Raw genomic sequence first — 19947 nt, 5'->3', positions numbered from 1 at the left:
TGGGCGGCCAAGATGCGAATGGAGTGTTAAGTCCTGCGCTTCAACTCAGCAGAGAGCGACGCCATCCGAAGTTTTCGGCACGCGGGCAAGCGCTTTAAACCAACCTATGTGACATCCCAAATAGAAGACAGCACATGTTATGAGCGGCCAATGCCACGGCCGCCCCAGAATCGTCAGGGATTCTGCCCCTGGATCTGACGCTGGATCGCCTTGTCTTCGGAACGGCCGTAATTGATGAAGAACAAGGACGGGTCGACCGATTTGCCCTTCTGAAGATTGGAAAGCTGCACCGTGGTGAGGTAGCCCTGCGGATCGGTGATCCGCCACTGCGACAGGGTCTTCATCTCGGCGTCGAAATAGAGCTGGATCTTCGAGGTGCCGCCGAGCGTCGAGCGGTCCTCCAGCGCGATCCGCACGCCGCCCGGATCGTTCGTCACCTCCGTGACCGTGAGGTCGCGGGCGAGGTCCATCTTCTCGCGCAGCAGGAATTTCAGCGGCGTCTGCGAGATGAAGTAGAGATCCTGGGTGTTGAGCTTGCGATCGCGCACCGCGACCGACGTGCCGTCGGCCACCACTTCGAGCGGCGAGGGCTGATCGTACTCGAAGCGCAGGCGCCCGGGCTTGACCAGGGAGAGCTTGCCGCCGATGCGCCGCCCGTCGGCGCCGATCTGGATGAACGAGCCGGTCAGCGTCTGGAAGCTGTTGAAGTAGGCGTTGGCCCCGGCCACGATCTGGGCCGGGTCGGCGTCCTGCAGGCTGGCACCGAGATTCGGCGCGCCGACCGCCGCGACGCGGGTGCCGGCGGGCGCCGCCGCCGCGGGCGCGCCGGGCTTGGTCGCCGTCGCCTTGATGCTGCCGGTCTTCTCCTGGGCCTTGTCGGTCGTCGCCGCCTTGTCCTTTGCGGTGTCCTTGGCGGGCTTGGCCGCCTTGTCCGCTTTCTTGGCCGGCGCCGCGGGAGCGGGCTCCGGCTCGGGTGCGGGGGCTGCGGGCGGGGCCGGCGGCTCCTCCTTGCGGCCGAACAGGCCGTCGAGGAAGGACGAGACCTGCGCGTGGGCCGGCTGCGGCGGAAGCGCCAGAGCAGCCATCACGAGCAGCGGACCGGCGGCGGGGCGGAAGCGTCGGCCAGTCATCGTGTGGGCATCTCCGAAAGCTGCGGGCGCGCGCGGTGTGGGCCGTCCCGGTGCGGAGGCGTCGGCCTGGCGGCGCCTCCGAAAATCCTGATCTGCGATAGAGCCGGCCCCTGTGGCGAATATGCGACGGGGGCCGGGTTCAGGCGCGCATTCCGACGAAGCGGGACCGGTGCGTCGAGGGAATGCGCGGCCCGTCAAAGACCGGGAGCCCGCCCCGATCCGATACCGTCGGACCGGGGCGGGCTGTCGGATGTCACTCGTCGTCGTAGCCGCCGGACGGCGCCCCGGCGAGGCCCTCGACCAGGATCTCGCGCTTGCCCGCATGGTTGGCCGGCCCGACGATCCCCTCGATCTCCATCCGCTCCATGATCGAAGCGGCGCGGTTGTAGCCGATCTGGAGGCGGCGCTGGATGTAGCTCGTCGAGGCCTTGCGGTCGCGCAGGACCACGGCGATGGCCTGCTCGTAGAGCTCGCCACCCTCGGCCCCCGCGCTCGCCGCGAAGGCGCTGATGTCGAAGACCGGAGCCTCGGCCTCCTCGACTTCGGCGAAATCGTCCTTCTCGACCTTGGCCGCCTTCGAGCCCTTGGCGGGCTTCTCCGGCTGGTCGGACGAGCCGTCATCGGCGGTGACGGCCTCGAGGTAGGAAGGCCGGCCCTGGCGCTTCAGATGCGCCACCACCGTCTCGACCTCGCTGTCCGAGCAGAACGGCCCGTGCACGCGGGTCGTGCGCCCACCGCCGGCCATGAACAGCATGTCGCCCTGGCCCAGCAGCTGCTCCGCGCCCATCTCGCCCAGGATCGTGCGGCTGTCGATCTTGCTCGTCACCTGGAAGGAGATCCGGGTCGGGAAGTTCGCCTTGATCGTGCCGGTGATCACGTCCACGCTCGGACGCTGCGTCGCCATGATCAGGTGGATGCCCGCCGCCCGCGCCATCTGCGCCAGACGCTGGATCGCCCCCTCGATGTCCTTGCCCGCCACCATCATCAGGTCGGCCATCTCGTCGACCACGATCACGATGTAGGGGAGGGCGGAGAGGTCCATCTCCTGCTCCTCGAACACCGCCTCGCCGGTGGTGCGGTCGAAGCCGGTCTGGACCGTGCGGGTGATGATCTCGCCCCGCTCGCGCGCCTCCTTCATCCGGGCATTGTACCCGTCGATGTTGCGCACGCTGATCTTCGACATTTTCTTGTAGCGCTCCTCCATCTCGCGCACGGCCCATTTGAGGGCGATGACCGCCTTCTTCGGGTCGATGACGACGGGGGAGAGCAGGTGCGGGATGCCGTCATAGACGGACAGTTCCAGCATCTTGGGATCGACCATGATCAGGCGGCACTCCTCCGGCTTCAGCCGATAGAGCAGCGACAGGATCATGGTGTTGATGGCCACCGACTTGCCCGAGCCGGTGGTGCCGGCCACCAGCAGGTGCGGCATGCGGGCGAGGTCGGCGATGATCGGCTCGCCGCCGATGTTCTTGCCCAGGCACAGGGCGAGCTTGTGCTTAGTGTCGACGAAATCGACCGAGGCCAGGAGCTCGCGGAGATACACGGTCTCGCGCACTTGGTTCGGCAGCTCGATGCCGATCACGTTGCGGCCGGGGACGACGGCGACGCGGGCGGAGACGGCGGACATCGAGCGGGCGATGTCGTCCGACAGGCCGATGACGCGGCTCGATTTGGTGCCGGGCGCGGGCTCCAGTTCGTAGAGGGTGACGACCGGGCCGGGGCGGACGGCGAGGATGTCGCCGCGGACGCCGAAATCCTGCACGGTCTGCTGGAGGTTGAGGGCGTTCTGTTCGAGTTCGTCCGCATCGACCTCCTCGCCGTCGGGAAGCGGCGGCTCGGCGAGCAGCTCCAGCGAGGGCAGGGCGTAGTCGGCATTGCCGACGAAGGTCATCTCCAGATGCCGGCCCGCCGGAATCAGGGTCGGACGCTCGGGCAGGATCGCCCGCGGCCGGTTCTCCCCCTCGGCGGAGGGCAGGGGGGCGAGAACCGCCGCCTCGAAGACCGGCTCGGGGGCCGCCTCCGGAGCGGGCGCCTCGAAGGCCTCCGCGATCGCCTCGGCCTCCTCGGCGGCCTCGTCGGCGACGGGCGCGGCCTTGCTGCGCAGCAGGACCGGGCGGGCGGGGATCGTCAGGGGCGGCAGCGTTGCCGCCGGCTGGACGGGCGTCTGCGGAGCGGGCGCCGCGACCGCTGCGGGCTGCGGAGCAGGGGAGGGGGCTGCCTCAACCGGCGCCGAGGCGGATGCATAGGAGACGGGTGCGAACGAAGTCGCAGCGAGGGCGGCGGGCGCCTCGGCCGGCACGAAGGCGGGGCCGCTCCAGGCCTCGAACGCGTCGGCGGGGAAGATCGCGGCGCGGGCCGCCATGGCGTGGAGCCGGCGGCGCGGGGCGGCCAGGAAGGCGGGCCGCTCGGCGGACGCAGCGGCAACCTCGGCCACCGGGGCGGCGAAGACGGGCGTCTCGTCCACCGGAGCCGCGACGACCGGAATCTCGAGCACCTGCGGCTCGGCGGTGTGCTGGACGGGGGTAGACGCCTCGCCCGGACCGAACCAGCCGTGCAGCTCCGACCAGTCGGGCACGTCCGCCCAGTCGGACGGCTCGGCCGGGACCGGCGGGATGAAGGGCGCGTCGAAGGCGGTCTCGGCGGACAGCACCGAAATCTCGGCCGACATCTCGATCGTCACGGGCTCCGGCTCGGGCGCGATCTCGGCGGCCTCGATCGGGGCGGCGACGGGAACCGGCTCGGCGGGTTTGGGGCGGCGGTCGGGGGTGCGGAAGAAGCGCACACCCGGCGGCGGCACGAACGGGCGGCGCCAGCTCGGCAGGTCCGAGGCGGCGTCCACGGTCTGCGCGGCGAGCGCCCGGGCGGATTCCTCCGCCCGCGCCGTGGCCTCGGCCGCCTCGCGCTCGGCGGCCTCGATGGCGGCCAGATGCGCCTGCTCGGCCTCCCGCGCCGCGGCCTCGGCGGCCTCCTGGGCGGCGATCTGGGCATCGAGCAAGGCCTGGGCGCGGGCCTGCGCCTCGCGCTCGGCCTCCATCGCCCGGCGGCGACGCTCCATCAGGACCGGATCGGGGGTGCGGGTGAACCGTACGGCGGGTTCGGGGTTCAGCTGCGGCATCGCCTGGGCGAGCCCCTGCTGCAGGGCGTGGACCGCCGGCACCGCCGCCCCCTCGGGGGCGATCGCGGCGGGGCGCCGCGGCGTGCGCACGAGGACGCCGGGTCCGGAGGCGCGGGCATCGATCCGGCTCTCGAAGGCCGGCTCGGCGTGGAGCGCGTCGGGCTCGTAGGAATGGGCCGGTGCAGACATGTCGAAAGTGGCCTCAGCCTGCTGGTCCCAGGGTTGCCGTGCGGGCTGCGGGGAAGCCGCTGCGGCGGTGGCGCGGCCGAGCATCGCCCCCGGCGGCACGAGCCAGCTCGGCATCGCCCCGGCCTCGAACCCGTCCGGGCCGGGCAGGGCCGGATCGGCGCCATAGCCGGACGAGGGAGCGAGCGGGTGCGGCAGCGCCCGCGGCAAGGCCCGCGGCGGGGCCGGCGGCGCGCCGACGAGGCGCCGGGCGAGGTTGGCCCGCAGGTTCATCAGCCGGTGGGCGAGGCCGCCCGCCGACAGGTCCAGGCGGTCGCCGCCGCGGCTCGGCCGCGACGGATCTCGATGGGAATACGGAGGCCGTCCCGAAGCGCGCATGATCTGTGAGATGACTCGAAACAAGGTCCGGCTCCCCCTGGAGCGGTTCGGCTCCAGTTAGGCGGATCGTCGTTAACGAACGCTTGCCCTCCCCGCGCGACCACCGTCCCGCAGGCGCGGTGCACGGGGCGTCCGAACCGGATATCCTCGTGGACGGTTGGCCCCTTGGCGGTGAAGTCTGCCCCTGTCTGTCCCGGCCGGCCCCTCGGCCTTCCGGCCTTGTCAGCAAGGTTGAGGATACGAAGCCAAGGTCCTGTTTCAGCATGCGTTCCGCCCTTTGCTGTGGCGGACGCTAGCCCAAGGCGAGCGTCGAGATCCGGTGAGCCAGAGCCCCGAGCCCAAAACCTTCCGCTCCCTCTACGCCCACGGCTTCGCCCGGGTCGCGGCCTGCACCGGGCGCAGCCATCCGGGCGATCCGGCGGCCAATGTCGCGGCGATCCTGGCCCTGGCGGGGGAGTGTCACGACGCCGGTGCGACGCTCGCCGTCTTCCCCGAACTCTGCGTGTCGTCCTACGCCATCGAGGACCTGTTCCTGCAGACCGCCCTCCTCGACGCGGTCGAGGCGGGCATCGCGCGCCTCGTCGCGGCGAGCGCCGGGCTCACTCCGCTCCTCGTGGTCGGCGCGCCCCTGCGCTGGCGCCACCGGGTCTACAATACCGCCCTGGCGATCCATGGTGGACGGCTGCTCGGCGTCGTGCCGAAGAGCTACCTGCCGAACTACCGGGAGTTCTACGAGAAACGCCACTTCGCCTCCGGCGCGGGGCTTCGGGCCGAGATGATCCCGGTCGCCGGAATCGAGGCGCCGTTCGGCACCGACCTGCTGTTCTCCGCCGAGGACGTGCCGGGCTTCCGGCTGGCAATCGAGATCTGCGAGGATCTGTGGGTGCCGCAGACTCCCGGAATGGAGGCGGTGCTGGCGGGCGCCACCGTCATCGCCAACCCCTCGGGCAGCCCGATCACCGTGGGCCGGGCCGATTCCCGCGAGCTTCTCACCCGTGCCGCCTCGATGCGGGGCCTGTGCGCCTACGTCTACGCCGCCGCCGGCACGGGCGAATCGACCACCGACCTGTCCTGGGACGGGCAGACCAGCATCGACGAGAACGGCGTGCGGCTGGCGGAAGGCGCACGCTTCGCCGAAGGCCCCGTGGCGACGCTCGCCGATATCGACCTCGACCTGCTGACCCAGGAGCGGCGCCAAGCCGGCAGCCTCGACGACAATGCGCGGGCGCGGGCCGAGGCGCCGTTCCGCACCGTCACATTCCGGCTCGAACCGCCCGCGGGCGATCTCGGATTGCGGCGGCGCGTCGAGCGCTTCCCCTTCGTGCCCTCCGATCCGGCCCGCCTCGCCCAGGATTGCTACGAGGCCTACAACATCCAGGTCGCGGGCCTTGCCCAGCGGCTGGCCGCCACGGGCACCGAGCGGGCGGTGATCGGCGTCTCGGGCGGGCTCGATTCGACCCACGCGCTGATCGTGGTGGCGAAAGCCTTCGACAGGCTCGGCCTGCCGCGGAGCAACATCCTGGCCTACACGCTGCCGGGCTTCGCCACCTCGGACGAGACCAAGACCAACGCCTTCGCCCTGATGCGGGCGCTCGGCACGACCTTCGCGGAAATCGACATCCGCCCCGCCGCCCGGCAGATGCTGACCGATATGGGCCATCCCTACGGCCGGGGCGAAGCGGTCTACGACGTCACCTTCGAGAACGTGCAGGCGGGTCTGCGCACCGACTACCTGTTCCGGCTCGCCAACCAGCACGGCGGCATCGTCATCGGCACGGGCGACCTGTCGGAGCTGGCGCTCGGCTGGAGCACCTACGGCGTTGGCGACCAGATGAGCCATTACGGCGTCAATGCGGGCGTGCCCAAGACGCTGATCCAGCACCTGATCCGCTGGGTCATCGCCTCCGGCCAGTTCGGCGCGGAGGAGAACCGCACGTTGCGGGCCGTGCTCGACACCGAGATTTCGCCGGAACTGGTGCCGGCCTCGGAAGGCGAGGGCCCCCAGAGCACCGAAGCCAAGATCGGCCCCTACGCGCTCCAGGACTTCAATCTCTGGTTCACCCTGCGCCACGGTTTCGCGCCGTCGAAGATCGCCTTCCTGGCGCTGCATGCCTGGGGGGACGCCGCCGCCGGCGACTGGCCGCCGGATTTCCCGGAGGCCAAGCGCGTGGCCTACGACCTGCCGGTGATCCGGCGCTGGCTCGGCGTGTTCCTCGACCGCTTCTTCCGCTTCAGCCAGTTCAAGCGCTCGGCGCTGCCCAACGGCCCGAAGGTCTCGGCGGGCGGCGCCCTCTCCCCGCGGGGCGACTGGCGCGCGCCCTCCGATTCGAGCGCGCGGGCGTGGCTCGACGAGTTGGAGCGGAACGTTCCGACGGCGTGAGACGGAGGCCGCCCTCGGACCTGATCGGCACGGACATGGCCTGACACGGACGCGGGAAACCGAATGGATCCCGCCCCTCCTCGGACACCGCGCAAAGGATGGCCGCACAGGGTTCCACCGGGCGCTCGCCCCGTGCGCCCGCGCACGCACCGGTCTCCGCCGCATCCGAAGTGAGATTGCGGACACAAACCAGTCCGATTGACTGGCTATCGCAACCGTCCGATGCGGCGAAGCGGAGGCTCACCCGATGCGCAGCTACAACGTGTTCCGGCGGAAGGGTGGCGAGGCTCTCTGCTGCGCCGTGCCGGAGAGCCATGCCGTGCCGCGTTTCGTCGGCGGGCGCCGCTGGACCTTCGGCGGCAAGATCGAAGCGGCAAAAGATGCCCCGCCCGGCTTCGACGACCGCGCCGCCGCCACCGCCGTGCGCTTCAACGGCTTCTACCTGTTCCAGTCCCTCGACGAGCGGGCGTCCTGACGCGGGACGCCCCTGCCCCGGCATCGGGCCCCGTGCGGCGAGGCCCGCCCGAGTCGCCTATTCCGTCGAGCTTTCCTTAAGAGCTGCCGGACTACGCTCTCCGGAACAGTCGGGGCCGGAGGCCGACAGGATGACGAGTGAACAGCGCCACGACGTCCGCAAGCGCACGTTCTTGAAAGGGCGTATTCTCTTCAACAAGGGCGCAGCCTCGATGGACTGCCTGATCCGCGACCTGTCGGAGGCCGGCGCACGGCTGGAGCTGAGCGAAACCAGCACCCTGCCCGAGGTGTTCGACCTCTACATCGCGCAGAAGGAAGAGACCTTCCGCGCGACCCTGCGCTGGCGGCGCGACAACTCGGTGGGGATCGCCTTCGCCGACCAGCGCAAGCCGGTCGCGCCCCCCGAGGCAGCGGCTCCCCTGCCCGACGCCTCCATCAACCTCCTGCTGCGCCGGATCGCCGAGCTGGAATCCGAGAACGCGACCCTCCGCTCGCTCCTCGGGACGGTGGGCGCATCCAAGGCCGGGGGAGATCAGACCGCCAGCGCGGCCTGACGTCTTCCGCCGCGGATCGGTCACCGCCGGTTTTCCGGCCTGCAAGCGTTCGGAGGAAGCCTCACCCGGCGGGGCTCCGGGATGATCCCCGCCGCAGGCCGCTCGGGCGTGCCCCGCCGGGTCGAGAGTCTCGGCCTCAGACCGCCGCGTCCAGAGCGGCGCGGATGCGCGCGGCATGCTCGGCCAGGACGGCGTTGTCGGCCATGCCGCCCTCGTGCCGCTTCAGCGGCACGCCCTCGCGGCGCGGGATGAGGTGGACATGCAGATGGAACACCGTCTGCCCACCCGCCGGCTCGTTGTACTGGAACACGGTGAGTCCGTCGGCCTGGAAGGCCTTCTTCACCGCGCGCCCGACCCGTTGCACGCTCGCAATGAGCGCGGCGAGCGTCGCCGGCTCGGCATCGAGCAGGCCGCGGCTCGGCGCCTTGGGGATCACCAGGGTGTGACCCTCGCCCTGGGGCATCACGTCCATGAAGGCCAGGGTATGCTCGTCCTCGTAGACCTTGTGGGCGGGGATCTCGCCCCGCAGGATCTTGGCGAAGATGTTGTCGGGGTCGTAGGACGGCGTCATCGGGCTCCTCGGGTTTGTGCCGGGCCTTGCCGCGCCGGCGCCCGCCTCCGCGGGCTCGAGGCTTCGCGCGGCATGCTCCGCGCGCGGCCTTAATTCGCTGACCACGTTGCACGGGCGGGCCCGCTGCGTCGACTGCGAAAAATCATCCCGAAAATTGTGCGGCGAACCTTGCGGCCGATGCGCGCGTTGAGTGCCCCGTGACGACGGCGACGCTTCCGGTGCGCCGAACGGGAGCGCGAGCATGGCCGAGAGCACGAGTGCGATCTACACGGCGGCGGGGGCCAACCTCGCCATCGCGGCGGCGAAATTCGTCGGCGCCTTCCTCACCGGCTCGACCGCGATGCTGGCGGAGGGCGCGCATTCGCTGGTCGACACCGCCAACCAGATCCTGCTGCTGGTCGGCCTCAAGCGGGCGAACAAGCCGGCGGATGCCAAGCATCCGTTCGGCTACGGGCGCGAGGTCTATTTCTACGCCTTCATCGTCGCCCTGTTCATCTTCCTCGGCGGCGGCATCTTCGCGATCTACGAGGGCGCTCACAAGATCCAGCATCCCGAACCCGCCGCCGATGCGAGCCTGTTCGGCATTCCCCTGTCGGGCTTCTGGGTGAACGTCTCGATCCTCGGCTTCGCGATCCTGGCCGAGGGGTATTCCTGCTTCGTGGCAGTGAAGGCGTTCTGGGCCGAGAAGGGCAACCGCGCCGCGATCACCGCAATTCAGCGCAGCAAGGACCCGTCGCTCTACACCATCCTGGTCGAGGACGTGGCGGCTTTGATCGGCCTCGTCATCGCCATGGCGGGCGTGGTCGCCGCGCATGTCCTCGACATGCCCGTGCTCGACGGCTGGGCCTCGATCGGCATCGGCGTCGTGCTGATCGGCATGTCGATCTTCCTGATGCTCGAAACCCACGGCCTGCTGATCGGCGAGGCCGCCGACCCGGAGGTGGTCCGCGCCATCGACGCGGCGGTGCGCGAGGAGCGGGCGGTGCGCCACGTCAACGAAGTCCTGACGCAGCATCTCGGCCCCTCCGACATCCTCGTGAATCTCAGCCTCGATTTCGCCGACGAGATCCCCGCGGGCGAGGTCGAGCAGACGGTGGCGCGGCTGGAGCAGCGCATCAAGGCGAAGAGCCCGGACGTGAAACGGGTGTTCATCGAGATCCAGGACCGCAAGGCGCACGCGTCGACGATGGCGCCCTCGGATGCGGACAAGGATGCGACCAAAACTGCGGACAAGGATTCGACGAAGAATCCCGTGACGCCGGTGGCAGGAAAGGCGCCCGCGCCGACCGGCCCGGAGGCGGCTCCGCCCGGCTCGGCCGTGCCGGCCTGACCCCCCCGGGCACGGCGCCTCCGTCTCAAGCTCGGAAAGCGACGGCCGGCTTCAGACGCCGGTATCGCTCCGACGGAGCCGGGAAGGGCACGCGTTCCGGCTCCCGATCGGACAGCTCAAAGGATCGAGGGACGGGCGGAGGCACGGCCATCCGCCTCATCCGCCCCACCTCCGATTGCCCAAAGATGGGGAAGGGCGCCTCGTTCGGTCGAGGCGCGCGCGGCTCACAGCCGCGCCCGCCGCTCCACCACCCGCGCCAGATACGCCGCGCCCATCGGGATCAGGCTGTCGTCGAAATCGAAGCTCGCATTGTGCAGGCCGGGGCCCGGGGTTGCGCCGAGCCAAGCATAGGCGCCGGGCACGGCGGCGACCATGTCGGCGAAATCCTCGCTGCCCATGCGGGGCACCGTATTGGCATCGACCTTGTCGGCGCCGAACAGCTCGGCGGCGATCTCAGCCGCCGCCTTCGCCTGCTCGGCACTGTTGTCGAGCACGGAGAACACGTCGCGCAGATCCACCGCGATGGTGGCGCCGTAGGCGGCGGCGAATCCTTCGGCCAATTCGCGGATGCGCTGGCCCACGAGCTTGCGCAGACCGGCATCGAAGGTGCGCACGGTGCCGGCGAGATGCGCGCTCTCGGGGATGACATTGTAGGCCGCGCCCGCATGGATCTGCGTGATCGAGACCACCGCGGCCTTGAGCGGATCGCTGTTGCGGCTGACGATCGACTGCATCGCCTGGGCGAGCCCGGTCGCGACGACGATCGGGTCGATGCCCTGCTGCGGCATCGCCGCATGCGCCCCGCGTCCGGTGATGCGGATGTCGAAGAAATCGGCCGCCGCCATCATCGGCCCGGTTCGGGTCTGGAACACCCCGTGCGGCCCCTGCGGCGCATTGTGGAGCGCGTAGATCTCGTCGACGGGGAATTTCTCGAAGAGCCCGTCGGCGATCATCGCGCGGGCCCCGCCCAGACCTTCCTCCGCCGGCTGAAACACGAACACGGCGGTGCCGTCGAAATCGCGGGTCTCGGCGAGGTAGCGGGCGGCGCCGACCAGCATGGTCGTGTGCCCGTCATGCCCGCAGGCATGCATCTTTCCGGGGATCGTCGAGCGGTAGGGGAGGTTGGTCTCCTCGGTGATCGGCAGGGCGTCCATGTCGGCGCGCAGCCCGATCCGGCGCGGACCCGGCCGTCCCTGAAGGATGCCGACGACGCCGGTCTTGCCGAGGCCCCGATGGACCTCGATGCCGAAGCGTTCGAGATGCGCGGCGACGATGCCCGAGGTCCGCACCTCCTCGAAGCCGATCTCGGGATGGGCGTGGAGATCGCGCCGGAGGGCGGTCAGTTCGTCCGCGTAGCTGCGGATGCGGTCGATCGGGCTCATTCCCGCGCTCATGCTCCTATGTCCTCGCCCTCCGGTCCGCCACGGCGGAACGGCGACATCTGCGCATATTCGTCGATGGCCTCGCGCACGGCGCGGCGCTCCCGCTCCAGATAGTCGCCGACGGCGCGGCCGAGGCCCGCATCGGCGAAATCGTGGGCGGAATGCATCGGCACCGGGCGATAGCCGCGGGCGAGCTTGTGCTCGCCCTGGGCGCCGGCCTCGACCCGCTTGAGGCCGCGGGCGAGCGCGAAATCGATCGCCTGATAGTAGCAGACCTCGAAATGCAGGAACGGATGGTCCTCGAGGCAGCCCCAGTTGCGCCCGTAGAGGGCCGTGTCGCCGATGAAGTTGATCGCCCCGGCGATCGGCCGCCCGCCCTGCGAGGCGATGACGAGCAGGATGCGTTCGGCCATCCTTTCGCCGATCAGCGAGAAGAAGCGCCGGTTGAGATAGGGCCGGCCCCATTTGCGGGCGCCGGTGTCCTGGTAGAACGCGTAGAAGGCGTCCCAATCGGCCTCCGTGATATCGGCGCCGGTCCGGTGCGCGATGGTGATGCCGGAGGCCAGGGCGTCGCGCCGCTCGCGCTTGATCGCCTTGCGCTTGCGCGAGGCCAGCGCCGAGAGGAAGTCGTCGAAGGTCGCGTAGCCCTCGTTGAGCCAGTGGAACTGCTGGTCGAGGCGCGGCAGCATGCCCAGAGCTTCGGCCTGTTCCGATTCGCGCGCGCGCAGGAAGGTGGCGTGGACCGAGGAGGCCTGCGTCTCCTCGCGCAGGGCCCGCAGGCCCGCGACGATGGCGGCGGCAGCGGTATCGGGGTCCTCGCCCGGCGCGATCAGGAAGCGCGGGCCGGTCACGGGGGTGAAGGGCACGCTGACCTGGAGCTTGGGATAGTAGCTGCCCCCGGCCCGCTGGTAGGCGTCGGCCCAGCCGTGGTCGAACACGTATTCGCCCTGGCTGTGGGATTTCAGATAGCAGGGCGCCGCGCCGACGAGGCGGCCGTCGCGCTCGACGCGCACATGCAGCGGCAGCCAGCCGGTGCGGCGGGAGACGCAGCCCGATTCCTCCAACGCCGAGAGGAAGGCGTGGGAGACGAACGGGTTGAAGGTCTCGTCACCGGCCGAGAGGGTCTCGGGGGAGGTGGCACAGGCGTCCCACTCGGCGGCGTCGAACCGGGCAAGACCCGGCACGGCCCGCACGTGCAGGGCGGGCTCTGAGCCGGTCGCCGTCGCGGGGGATGTCATGGCCGCCAACCTAGCGCCGCGGCGGCGCGGCGCAACGGGACATATGGTCGGTCCGGTTCCGGCGCGGCTTCCTGTGAGGCACGGTGCGGCACACCTTGATCCGCGACCCCTGCGCGCCCCAGATCGGCGCATGTGCGGACGCTTCTTCATCGGCCAGCCCCCGGAGGTCTATCGCGCGGCCTACGGCTATCCGGAGACGCCGAATTTTCCCGGCCGCTTCAACGTCGCCCCGACTCAGCCCGTGCCGGTGGTCCTGGCCGAGCGCGGTGCCCGGCATTTCCGGCTCATGCGCTGGGGGCTGTGGCCGTCCTGGCTCAAGGATCCCAACGGCTTTCCGGTGCTGTTCAACGCCCGCATCGAATCCGCGGGCGAGAAGCCGGCCTTTCGCGGCGCGTTGCGCTATCGCCGCTGCGTCTTCCTCGCCGACGGCTTCTACGAGTGGCGCCGGGAGGGCACCGGCCGGCAGGCGCTCAAGCAGCCTTTCGCCGTGCGCCGGGCCGACGGGGCGCCGATGGCGCTCGCCGGCTTGTGGGAGCCCTGGCTCGGAGCCGACGGCTCGGAGGTCGATACGGCGGCCATCGTCACCTGCTCGGCCAACGGGACCCTGAGCGCGATCCACGAGCGCATGCCCACGATCCTCGCGCCCGGGATGGTCGATGCCTGGCTCGACCCCGCGATCGACGCCGCCGAGGCGGCCCGCCTCTGCCGGCCCTGCCCCGACGAATGGCTGCGGCTCGACCCCGTGGACGAGCGCGTCAACAGCACCCGCCACGACGACCCGGCGCTGATCGAGCCGGCCGGGCGAGGCCGCGCGGCGCCGGCCGCCCCGGCGGCGGCCGTTCAGGGCGAGCTGTTCTGAGCCGGCAACCCACCCCCACGCGCTTCGCGGTCCCGCTTCGTGCTATCGGAGCCGTCGCGGACGAGGGGACGGCATGCAGGGCATCGCGGGGACGGGAGCGGCGGAGGAACCGGCCGGTCAGGCCGCGGCGCCGACCGGCCTGACCGAGGACGATCTCGTCCTCTCCTGCGATGCCTCGCTCCTCTACGGCGAGGGCGGGTTTGCCGGCGATGCGGACCTCCTCGCGCGCCTGTCGGGGCGGGTCGCGGCCCGGACCCGCGTCCTCGGCACGGTGTTCCCCGGCTGCCCCGCCCGCGATCCCGGCATGCCGCACCTGCATGGCGGCGGCGCGGATTTCCGCGAGGCGCAGCGGGCGCGGCTCGCCGCGCGCTTCCCGCCGGTGCCGCCGACGCTGCTGCTGGAATCCCGTGACATCCGGCTCGCGGGCAACGCGCTGTTCACCCTCGAAGAGGGGCGGAAGCGGGTGCTGTTCGAGACCACCCGCCCGCAGGAGCGCCACGTCGCCCCGGGGCCGGGGCCGGTTGCGGACCCCTGCGACGAGAGCATCGGGGCGGACGGGCTGACCTTCCTCCTCAACGCGGGCAGCTCGTTCAATTACGGCCACTGGCTCATCGACGACGTGCCGCGCCTGCGCGCCGTGGCGATGCTGCGGGCGCGCCATCCCGGCCTGCCGATCACGGTCGCCCTCGTCGCCTACGTGCCGCATATCGACGTCGCGCGGGCGCGCTCGGTCAAGCTGGTGCTCGGCACCATGCCCGGCCTCACCCTGCGCCTCCTCGACTGGACGAAGAGCTACCATTTCGCCCGGCTCCACCACGCCACGCCCTCCGCCCTGCCCTGCGAGCGCAAGTCGCCGGACTCCCTGCACTTCCTGCGCCGGCAGGGCCGCCGCCGCACGCTGCTGCCGCGCCTGTGGCAGCGATGGCGGGGCCTCGGGCAGCCCCCTGGGCGACGTCTGTTCGTCGACCGGCATCCGGGTCGCGGCCGGGCGCTCGTCTCGCGGGACGGCGTGCTCGCGCTGCTGGCCCGCCGCGGCTTCACGGTGATCGACCCCGAATCGCTGAGCCCGCGCCAGCAGGCGATCCGCTTCGCCGAAGCCGAGATCGTCGTCGGCATCGCCGGGGCCGGCATGGCCAACACCGTGTTCTGCGCTCCGGGCACCCCGGTGATCCACCTCGTGCCGGAGGGCTGGGAGGATCCGTTCTACTGGGAGATCGCGGTCGCCAACGGGCTCGCCTACCACGCGGTGTACGGCCCGCGGGTGCCCTCCGGGTCGCCGGAATTCCTGCAGGACTTCACGATCGATCCGGCCGATCTCGCGGCGGCCCTGGCGGAGGCGGGGGATCCGGGCGCCCGCCGGGCACCGGCCTGAGATCGAAATCCAATCAGCTCGGCCATGCGCCGGCCCGCTTTCGACCCGTTGCGGACGTTTGGATGGTCCGCGTCCCGGCCAATGGTGGAAGGAGATGTACGACCGGGCCGGGTGGATGTGCGACGATCCGCTGCCCAAGGACCCTTGCACCCGAGCCGATAATCAGCGCCGCAGAGGCTCCGTGCCGCTGGCGAGCCAGAGCGTCAGTGTCTTGATGCACTCTTCCACGCGCTCGGCGCGTGATCAGTGGCTGGGCGCCATCGCGATGGCGAAGAGGCCAGCGATGCCGATCATGTAAAGGGTGAGGACCGCGAGCGAGTCGATGCCCATGCCCAGCACGCGTCGCTGCGGACGGAAGATCAGCCCGGCGATGTAGACGCAGGTGAGCAAGACGCCGAGGCCGGCGAGGTAGACGTCGGTGTCTTGCGCCTGCGGCAGCGCGGCGCGACCGGAGATCACCGTCGCCAGCAGGAAGAGCACCGGCAGGAATGCGTTTCCGCCGAAAATATCGCTGATCGCGAGCCTATCATCGCCGAGCCGCACCGATGCGAGTCCGGTCGAGAGTTCCGGCAGGGAGGTCGCGGCCGCCAGCACGGTCGCGCCGAACAGGACGCCGCTCATCCCGATCCGGTCTGCGATGGCATCACCGCTCATCTCCAGGGCCACGCCGCAGATCAGGGTAGCCAGGGCTGCGAACGCGAAGACCGCGGCAGCGCGCGCCGTCGTCAGGCCCCCGGCTCCGGCCTGCTGCGACTTCCGGGCTCGGCTATGGCCCTGCGGGCGGCTCTGCACCTCCGCCGCCGTATTCCGGGCATGCCAGGGGAGGTCGCCGCGCGTCCGCCCGATCAGCCAGATGCCCAGCACCCATACGAGCGCGATCGCGAGACCGCCCGGCGCGACCCGTAGCACGATCAAGCTCTCGGGCAGGCGGCTGGCCATGATGGCCATGATCAGCACCGCCACGACCAGCGTGCCTTCGAGCGCGAGCGAGAGGCTCGCGGCCCGGTAGGTGAGTGGGCGTCGGCCCCGCCCGCTGAACGCATCGAGCGCCACGAGCACCAGGGTTTGCACGCCGATGCCGCCGAGCAGGTTACCGATCGCGATACCGAGGTTGCCCCGCCATGCGGCGCTCACCGTGATGGCGATCTCGGGCAGGTTGGTGGCGATGGCGAGCAGGATCAGCCCGCCAAGCGCCTCGCCGAGCCCGAGGCGCTTGGCCAGCACGTCGGTGGTGTCCGAAAGCTTGATGCCGGCATACCAGATGATGCCCGCCGCCCCCGCGAACAGCACAAGCAGCATCGGCAGCGACCAGGAGGCGAGCATCGGAGAATCCTTGGGTATGTCGGTCCGAGCCGCTCTCACTCAGAGCGCGAAGGAGCCGCGAGCCTCGAAGCCATCGGTCTAAAGGCGGATCCGGGGCTCGCTGTTCACCGCCGGCCTCACCCTGCTTTCCCGCGTAGCAAGTCCGGGCTGCGATGGGGCTTGCGTCAAAAGCGACCGATGCAGCGACGTCCGCCCTTGGGGCGGCATCGCCTTCAGGAACTTGAAACGGCCGGATCGTGTCGCAGGCTGAACGTCCGCTTCGCGGCGAGAGACTAAGGTCCGGCGGCTACCCAAGCGGACCTTCGAACGGTCGAGCGGATCGAGTTGTCCCCCCCGGCTGAGCGCTCAGCGCAGCCGGCCGCGGGGCTTGCGCGCGTCCTTGCGGAAGATGCCGACCAGCTCGACATGGCCCGACCAGGCGAATTGATCGACCGGCGTCACCCGCTCCAGCCGGTAGCCGCCGCCGATCAGCACGGCGGCGTCGCGGGCGAAGGTGCCGGCGTCGCAGGCGACGCCGACGACGAGCGGCACCTTCGATTCGGCGATCCGCTTCGCCTGCGCCTCCGCCCCGGCCCGCGGCGGATCGAACACGATGGCGTCGAGGCGGTCGAGCTCCGGCCCGAGCAGGGGGCGGCGGAACAGGTCGCGGGCCTCCGCCGTGATCTGCGACAGGCCGGCCCCGGCCCGGTAGGCGCGGATGAGGGCCTGGATCGAGGCCGCCTCACCCTCGGCCGCGTGGACCTCCCGCCCGCTCGCCGCGAGCGCCAGGGCGAAGGGGCCGCTGCCGCAGAACAGGTCGGCGACGCGCTTGGCCTTGCCCATCGGCGCGAGGCTCAGGGCGGTGAGCGCCGCCTCGCCCGCCGCCGTCGCCTGGAGGAAGCCGCCGGGCGGAGGCACCCGCCGGGCGGGGCCCTCGCCGAGAGCGGGCAGGCGGCGTTCCACCACCACGTCGCCATGGAGGGACAGGCGGGCGAGATCGAGCTCGGTCGCGAGGCGGGTGAGGACACCGCGCACGCCCTCGCTCACCGGCCCGTGGCCACGGATGTCCACGTCGAGCCCCGCCCCCGTGGCCGTGGCGGCCATGTCGAGGGGCTTGCGCCCGTGGCCGAGGGGCGCGGCCAGCGCTTCGGCCACGGCGGGCGCCCGGTGCAGACCCGGCACGGTGATCGGGCAATGGTCGAGGGGCACCAGCGCGTGGCTGCGGGCCGCCATCAGCCCGGCGCGCGCCCGTCCCTCGATCTCGCGGACATGCAGGACGATCCGGCGCCGGCCCTCGCCATGGGCGTCGAGCAGGGGCGCCACCTCGGTCTCGATCCGTGCTTGGGCCAGCGCCCCGGTGACGATGCCGCGCTTCCACGCCGCGTAGGGCTCGGGGGCGAGATGCTGCACGGCGCAGCCACCGCAGGCCGCGTAATAAGGGCAGAACGGGTCGATCCGGTCGGGCGAGGGCGTCTCGACCGCGACGAGGACGCCGTGCCGGGCCTCGCGGCGCACCCGCACCCGCTCGCCGGGCAGGGCGCCGGGCACAAGCAGGCCGTCCTCGGCGATTCCGTCGCCGCGGGCACCGAGCCGGGCGATCGTCAGGGTCTCTTCCGTCTCAGACATCACGCGGTCGCCGGGCGCCTATGAGAAATTCGCGGTTGCCGTCCCCGCCCTCGACCGGGGAGGGGATCAGGCCGAGGATCGTGAAACCGAGATCGGTGAGGGTGGTTCGCACCGCCTCGCAGACCTCCGCATGCACGCTTGCATCGCGCACGATGCCGCCGCGCCCGACCCGTTCGCGCCCGGCCTCGAATTGCGGCTTGATCAGCGCCACCAGCGCCGCCGCGCCGGTCAGGAGGCCGGTCACGGGCGGCAGGACGAGGCGCAGGCCGATGAAGCTCACGTCGATGACGGCGAGAAGCGGGGCGGGGTCCAGCGCGTCCGCCGCCAGCGCCCGGATGTCGGTCCCCTCGCGCAGGCTCACCCGCGGATCGCCGCGCAGGGCGGCGTCGAACTGGTCGCGCCCGACATCGACCGCATGGATATGGGCCGCGCCGCGGCGCAGCAGCACGTCGGTGAAGCCGCCGGTGGAGGCGCCGACATCGAGGCAGGGCAGGCCGGCGGGGTCGATCCCGAACGCGTCGAGGGCGGCGGCGAGCTTGAGGCCGCCGCGGGAGACGTAGGGGTGGGCGGGAGCGGCCTCGATCCGCGCGCCCTCGCCGATCGGGGCGGAGGGGCGCGTCACCGGGCAGCCGTCGACGAAGACGAGGCCCGCCTCGATCGCGGCCCGCGCCTGCGCCCGGCTGCGGAAATGGCCGCGCTCCACCAGCACCCGATCGGCGCGGAGACGTTCGCCCGTCATCGTCGTCCTCTCGCGGCCCCGCAGTTTCGTGATGGGCGGATCGTCAGGGCGGTTGTCGGCGCGCCCCTGTCGCTCGGGCCCGGCCGCCTTACCTTGGAACGGGCCGATCACGCGGTGCGGCCCGCCGCCCGCATCGGGGCCGGATAATCCGGTTCCCCCGAGGTCACAAGCGGCCGCGCCGCGTGCGCCGGCCGACGGGAGGCTCCGATACGCTCGGATCGGCGTCTCTCCATCGTTATCGTACGCGCTTTCCTTCGCCAAACCGGCGACCCCATCGTGGGAAAGCGCTCCAGGGAGACGAACGACCCATGCGAGGTAAGATGAGCGGTCCCAAGACGTGTGCCACCGCGCGGGCCAGCCGCCGGATCCCGCTGGCCGCCTCCGTGCTCGCGGCCCTGTGCGTGCCCGCCCTCGCGCAGGCACCCAAGGAAGCCCCGAAGGAGGCTCCGAAGGATGCCCCTAAGGAGGAGGCCTCCGCCCCGCAGACCTACGAGAGCGCGATCACCAATGGCAAGGGCGAGACCATCGGCAAGATCATGATCCGCGACGGGGCGAATTCCCTCGTCATGCGCGTGATGGTCCAGGCCGGCGGCCTGCCTCCGGGCTGGCACGGCATCCATTTCCACGCGGTCGGCGATTGCTCGGACACGGAGAAGTTCGAGAAGTCGAAGGCCCACGTGAACCACGACCAGAGCAAGCACGGCCTGCTCAATCCGGACGGTCCGGACGAGGGCGATCTGCCCAACGTCTACGCCGCCGCCGACGGCTCGGTGAACGCGGAAGTGTCGAGCGAGACCCCGCTGACCGGCGAGGGCGGCCTGCGCGACGGCGACGGGTCGGCGCTGATCGTCCATGCCAACGAGGACGACCACACCACCCAGCCGATCGGCGGCGCGGGTCCGCGCATCGCCTGCGCGGTGATCAAGTAAGGGGATCGACGCCGTCCCTCCCCCTTCCGATCTCGGGCTTTCTCAAGTCGGGCTTGCCCGACTTGGGTGGGGGAGGGTTCGCGGCGCGGCTCAGCGCTTGAGCGTCACGACCGTGCTCTCGCGGGGCGCCGCAACCTCGCCCGTCGGCAACGCGGCGCGCACCGCCTTGAGGATGCCTTCGGCGTCGAGGCCGGCCTCGGCGTACATCTTCTCCGGCTTGTCGTGGTCCTGGTAGCTGTCCGGCAGCGTCAGCGTCCGAACCCGGACACCGCCCCCATCCAGCACGCCCCGCTCGGCCAGGAGATGCAGGACCATCGCCCCGAACCCGCCGACCGAGCCCTCCTCCACCGTCACCAGAACCTCGTGGCTGCCCGCCAGA

16 protein-coding genes are annotated in these 19947 nt (G+C 71.1%); 7 read left to right on the top strand and 9 right to left on the bottom strand.

Annotated elements, in window-relative coordinates:
• Nucleotides 1-173 precede the first annotated feature (173 nt).
• On the bottom strand, nt 174-1130 hold the full coding sequence (locus tag MFF26_RS24950) for a LolA family protein (RefSeq protein WP_137830020.1): 957 nt from the start codon (nt 1128-1130) through the stop codon (nt 174-176).
• Between the two features lie 253 nt (nt 1131-1383).
• Nucleotides 1384-4707, bottom strand: a complete 3324-nt coding sequence (locus tag MFF26_RS24945) for a DNA translocase FtsK (RefSeq protein ID WP_238308803.1) — start codon at nt 4705-4707, stop codon at nt 1384-1386.
• Between the two features lie 424 nt (nt 4708-5131).
• On the opposite strand from MFF26_RS24945, the gene MFF26_RS24940 reads away from it, so the two are divergent.
• The 3 genes from MFF26_RS24940 (at nt 5132) to MFF26_RS24930 (ending at nt 8220) form a co-directional block, all read left to right on the top strand.
• A complete protein-coding gene (locus MFF26_RS24940) occupies nt 5132-7192 on the top strand; it encodes an NAD(+) synthase (protein ID WP_171015485.1) in 2061 nt (686 codons plus the stop codon).
• A 247-nt stretch (nt 7193-7439) separates the two neighbouring features.
• A complete protein-coding gene (locus MFF26_RS24935; RefSeq protein WP_137830021.1) occupies nt 7440-7667 on the top strand; it encodes a hypothetical protein in 228 nt (75 codons plus the stop codon).
• A 130-nt stretch (nt 7668-7797) separates the two neighbouring features.
• Complete coding sequence (locus tag MFF26_RS24930; RefSeq protein ID WP_137830022.1) at nt 7798-8220, top strand: PilZ domain-containing protein; 423 nt, start codon at nt 7798-7800, stop codon at nt 8218-8220.
• A gap of 136 nt (nt 8221-8356) precedes the next feature.
• Here the strand turns inward: MFF26_RS24930 and MFF26_RS24925 are convergent, their stop codons facing one another.
• Nucleotides 8357-8791: an HIT family protein gene (locus tag MFF26_RS24925; protein ID WP_137830023.1), complete on the bottom strand. Its 435-nt coding sequence runs from the start codon at nt 8789-8791 to the stop codon at nt 8357-8359.
• A 241-nt stretch (nt 8792-9032) separates the two neighbouring features.
• On the opposite strand from MFF26_RS24925, the gene MFF26_RS24920 reads away from it, so the two are divergent.
• Nucleotides 9033-10121, top strand: a complete 1089-nt coding sequence (locus MFF26_RS24920; RefSeq protein ID WP_137830024.1) for a cation diffusion facilitator family transporter — start codon at nt 9033-9035, stop codon at nt 10119-10121.
• 224 nt (nt 10122-10345) lie between these two features.
• Here MFF26_RS24920 and MFF26_RS24915 read toward each other — a convergent pair whose 3' ends face one another.
• Both MFF26_RS24915 and MFF26_RS24910 read right to left on the bottom strand, forming a co-directional pair.
• Nucleotides 10346-11503, bottom strand: a complete 1158-nt coding sequence (locus tag MFF26_RS24915) for a M20 aminoacylase family protein (RefSeq protein WP_137830025.1) — start codon at nt 11501-11503, stop codon at nt 10346-10348.
• Nucleotides 11504-11511: 8 nt separating this feature from the next.
• Complete coding sequence (locus MFF26_RS24910) at nt 11512-12741, bottom strand: GNAT family N-acetyltransferase (protein WP_137830026.1); 1230 nt, start codon at nt 12739-12741, stop codon at nt 11512-11514.
• Nucleotides 12742-12871: 130 nt separating this feature from the next.
• On the opposite strand from MFF26_RS24910, the gene MFF26_RS24905 reads away from it, so the two are divergent.
• Entirely contained in the window at nt 12872-13600 is a 729-nt protein-coding gene (locus MFF26_RS24905) for an SOS response-associated peptidase (protein ID WP_137830027.1), read from the top strand.
• 73 nt (nt 13601-13673) lie between these two features.
• Nucleotides 13674-14972, top strand: a complete 1299-nt coding sequence (locus tag MFF26_RS24900) for a glycosyltransferase family 61 protein (protein WP_137830028.1) — start codon at nt 13674-13676, stop codon at nt 14970-14972.
• Between the two features lie 243 nt (nt 14973-15215).
• Here MFF26_RS24900 and MFF26_RS24895 read toward each other — a convergent pair whose 3' ends face one another.
• The 3 genes from MFF26_RS24895 to MFF26_RS24885 form a co-directional block, all read right to left on the bottom strand.
• Entirely contained in the window at nt 15216-16295 is a 1080-nt protein-coding gene (locus tag MFF26_RS24895) for a sodium:calcium antiporter (RefSeq protein WP_137830029.1), read from the bottom strand.
• A 345-nt stretch (nt 16296-16640) separates the two neighbouring features.
• On the bottom strand, nt 16641-17900 hold the full coding sequence (locus MFF26_RS24890; protein ID WP_137830030.1) for a class I SAM-dependent RNA methyltransferase: 1260 nt from the start codon (nt 17898-17900) through the stop codon (nt 16641-16643).
• Nucleotides 17893-18639, bottom strand: a complete 747-nt coding sequence (locus MFF26_RS24885; protein ID WP_137830031.1) for a TlyA family RNA methyltransferase — start codon at nt 18637-18639, stop codon at nt 17893-17895. Before MFF26_RS24885 ends, MFF26_RS24890 begins: the two co-directional genes overlap by 8 nt.
• Before the next feature lie 320 nt (nt 18640-18959).
• On the opposite strand from MFF26_RS24885, the gene MFF26_RS24880 reads away from it, so the two are divergent.
• Nucleotides 18960-19568 carry a superoxide dismutase family protein gene (locus MFF26_RS24880; RefSeq protein WP_137830032.1) on the top strand — a complete coding sequence of 203 codons (609 nt, stop codon included), beginning with the start codon at nt 18960-18962 and terminating at the stop codon, nt 19566-19568.
• Nucleotides 19569-19658: 90 nt separating this feature from the next.
• Here the strand turns inward: MFF26_RS24880 and MFF26_RS24875 are convergent.
• The coding region (locus tag MFF26_RS24875) for a transketolase C-terminal domain-containing protein (RefSeq protein WP_283207425.1) at nt 19659-19947 on the bottom strand (289 nt) is incomplete at its 5' end.

Source organism: Methylorubrum suomiense, from assembly GCF_022179765.1.
GTDB lineage: Bacteria > Pseudomonadota > Alphaproteobacteria > Rhizobiales > Beijerinckiaceae > Methylobacterium > Methylobacterium suomiense.
Note: the sequence above shows the minus strand (reverse complement) of the source record. Positions and strands in the feature narration are given on the sequence as shown.

What these genes read in the sequence shown, in the direction of transcription:
- MFF26_RS24950 (WP_137830020.1), bottom strand. Translation starts at nt 1,130, where the DNA reads ATGACTGGCCGACGCTTCCGCCCCGCCGCCGGTCCGCTGCTCGTGATG.
- MFF26_RS24945 (WP_238308803.1), bottom strand. Translation starts at nt 4,707, where the DNA reads ATGAACCTGCGGGCCAACCTCGCCCGGCGCCTCGTCGGCGCGCCGCCG.
- MFF26_RS24935 (WP_137830021.1), top strand. Translation starts at nt 7,440, where the DNA reads ATGCGCAGCTACAACGTGTTCCGGCGGAAGGGTGGCGAGGCTCTCTGC.
- MFF26_RS24930 (WP_137830022.1), top strand. Translation starts at nt 7,798, where the DNA reads ATGACGAGTGAACAGCGCCACGACGTCCGCAAGCGCACGTTCTTGAAA.
- MFF26_RS24925 (WP_137830023.1), bottom strand. Translation starts at nt 8,791, where the DNA reads ATGACGCCGTCCTACGACCCCGACAACATCTTCGCCAAGATCCTGCGG.
- MFF26_RS24920 (WP_137830024.1), top strand. Translation starts at nt 9,033, where the DNA reads ATGGCCGAGAGCACGAGTGCGATCTACACGGCGGCGGGGGCCAACCTC.
- MFF26_RS24915 (WP_137830025.1), bottom strand. Translation starts at nt 11,503, where the DNA reads ATGAGCCCGATCGACCGCATCCGCAGCTACGCGGACGAACTGACCGCC.
- MFF26_RS24910 (WP_137830026.1), bottom strand. Translation starts at nt 12,741, where the DNA reads ATGACATCCCCCGCGACGGCGACCGGCTCAGAGCCCGCCCTGCACGTG.
- MFF26_RS24905 (WP_137830027.1), top strand. Translation starts at nt 12,872, where the DNA reads ATGTGCGGACGCTTCTTCATCGGCCAGCCCCCGGAGGTCTATCGCGCG.
- MFF26_RS24900 (WP_137830028.1), top strand. Translation starts at nt 13,674, where the DNA reads ATGCAGGGCATCGCGGGGACGGGAGCGGCGGAGGAACCGGCCGGTCAG.
- MFF26_RS24895 (WP_137830029.1), bottom strand. Translation starts at nt 16,295, where the DNA reads ATGCTCGCCTCCTGGTCGCTGCCGATGCTGCTTGTGCTGTTCGCGGGG.
- MFF26_RS24890 (WP_137830030.1), bottom strand. Translation starts at nt 17,900, where the DNA reads ATGTCTGAGACGGAAGAGACCCTGACGATCGCCCGGCTCGGTGCCCGC.
- MFF26_RS24885 (WP_137830031.1), bottom strand. Translation starts at nt 18,639, where the DNA reads ATGACGGGCGAACGTCTCCGCGCCGATCGGGTGCTGGTGGAGCGCGGC.
- MFF26_RS24880 (WP_137830032.1), top strand. Translation starts at nt 18,960, where the DNA reads ATGAGCGGTCCCAAGACGTGTGCCACCGCGCGGGCCAGCCGCCGGATC.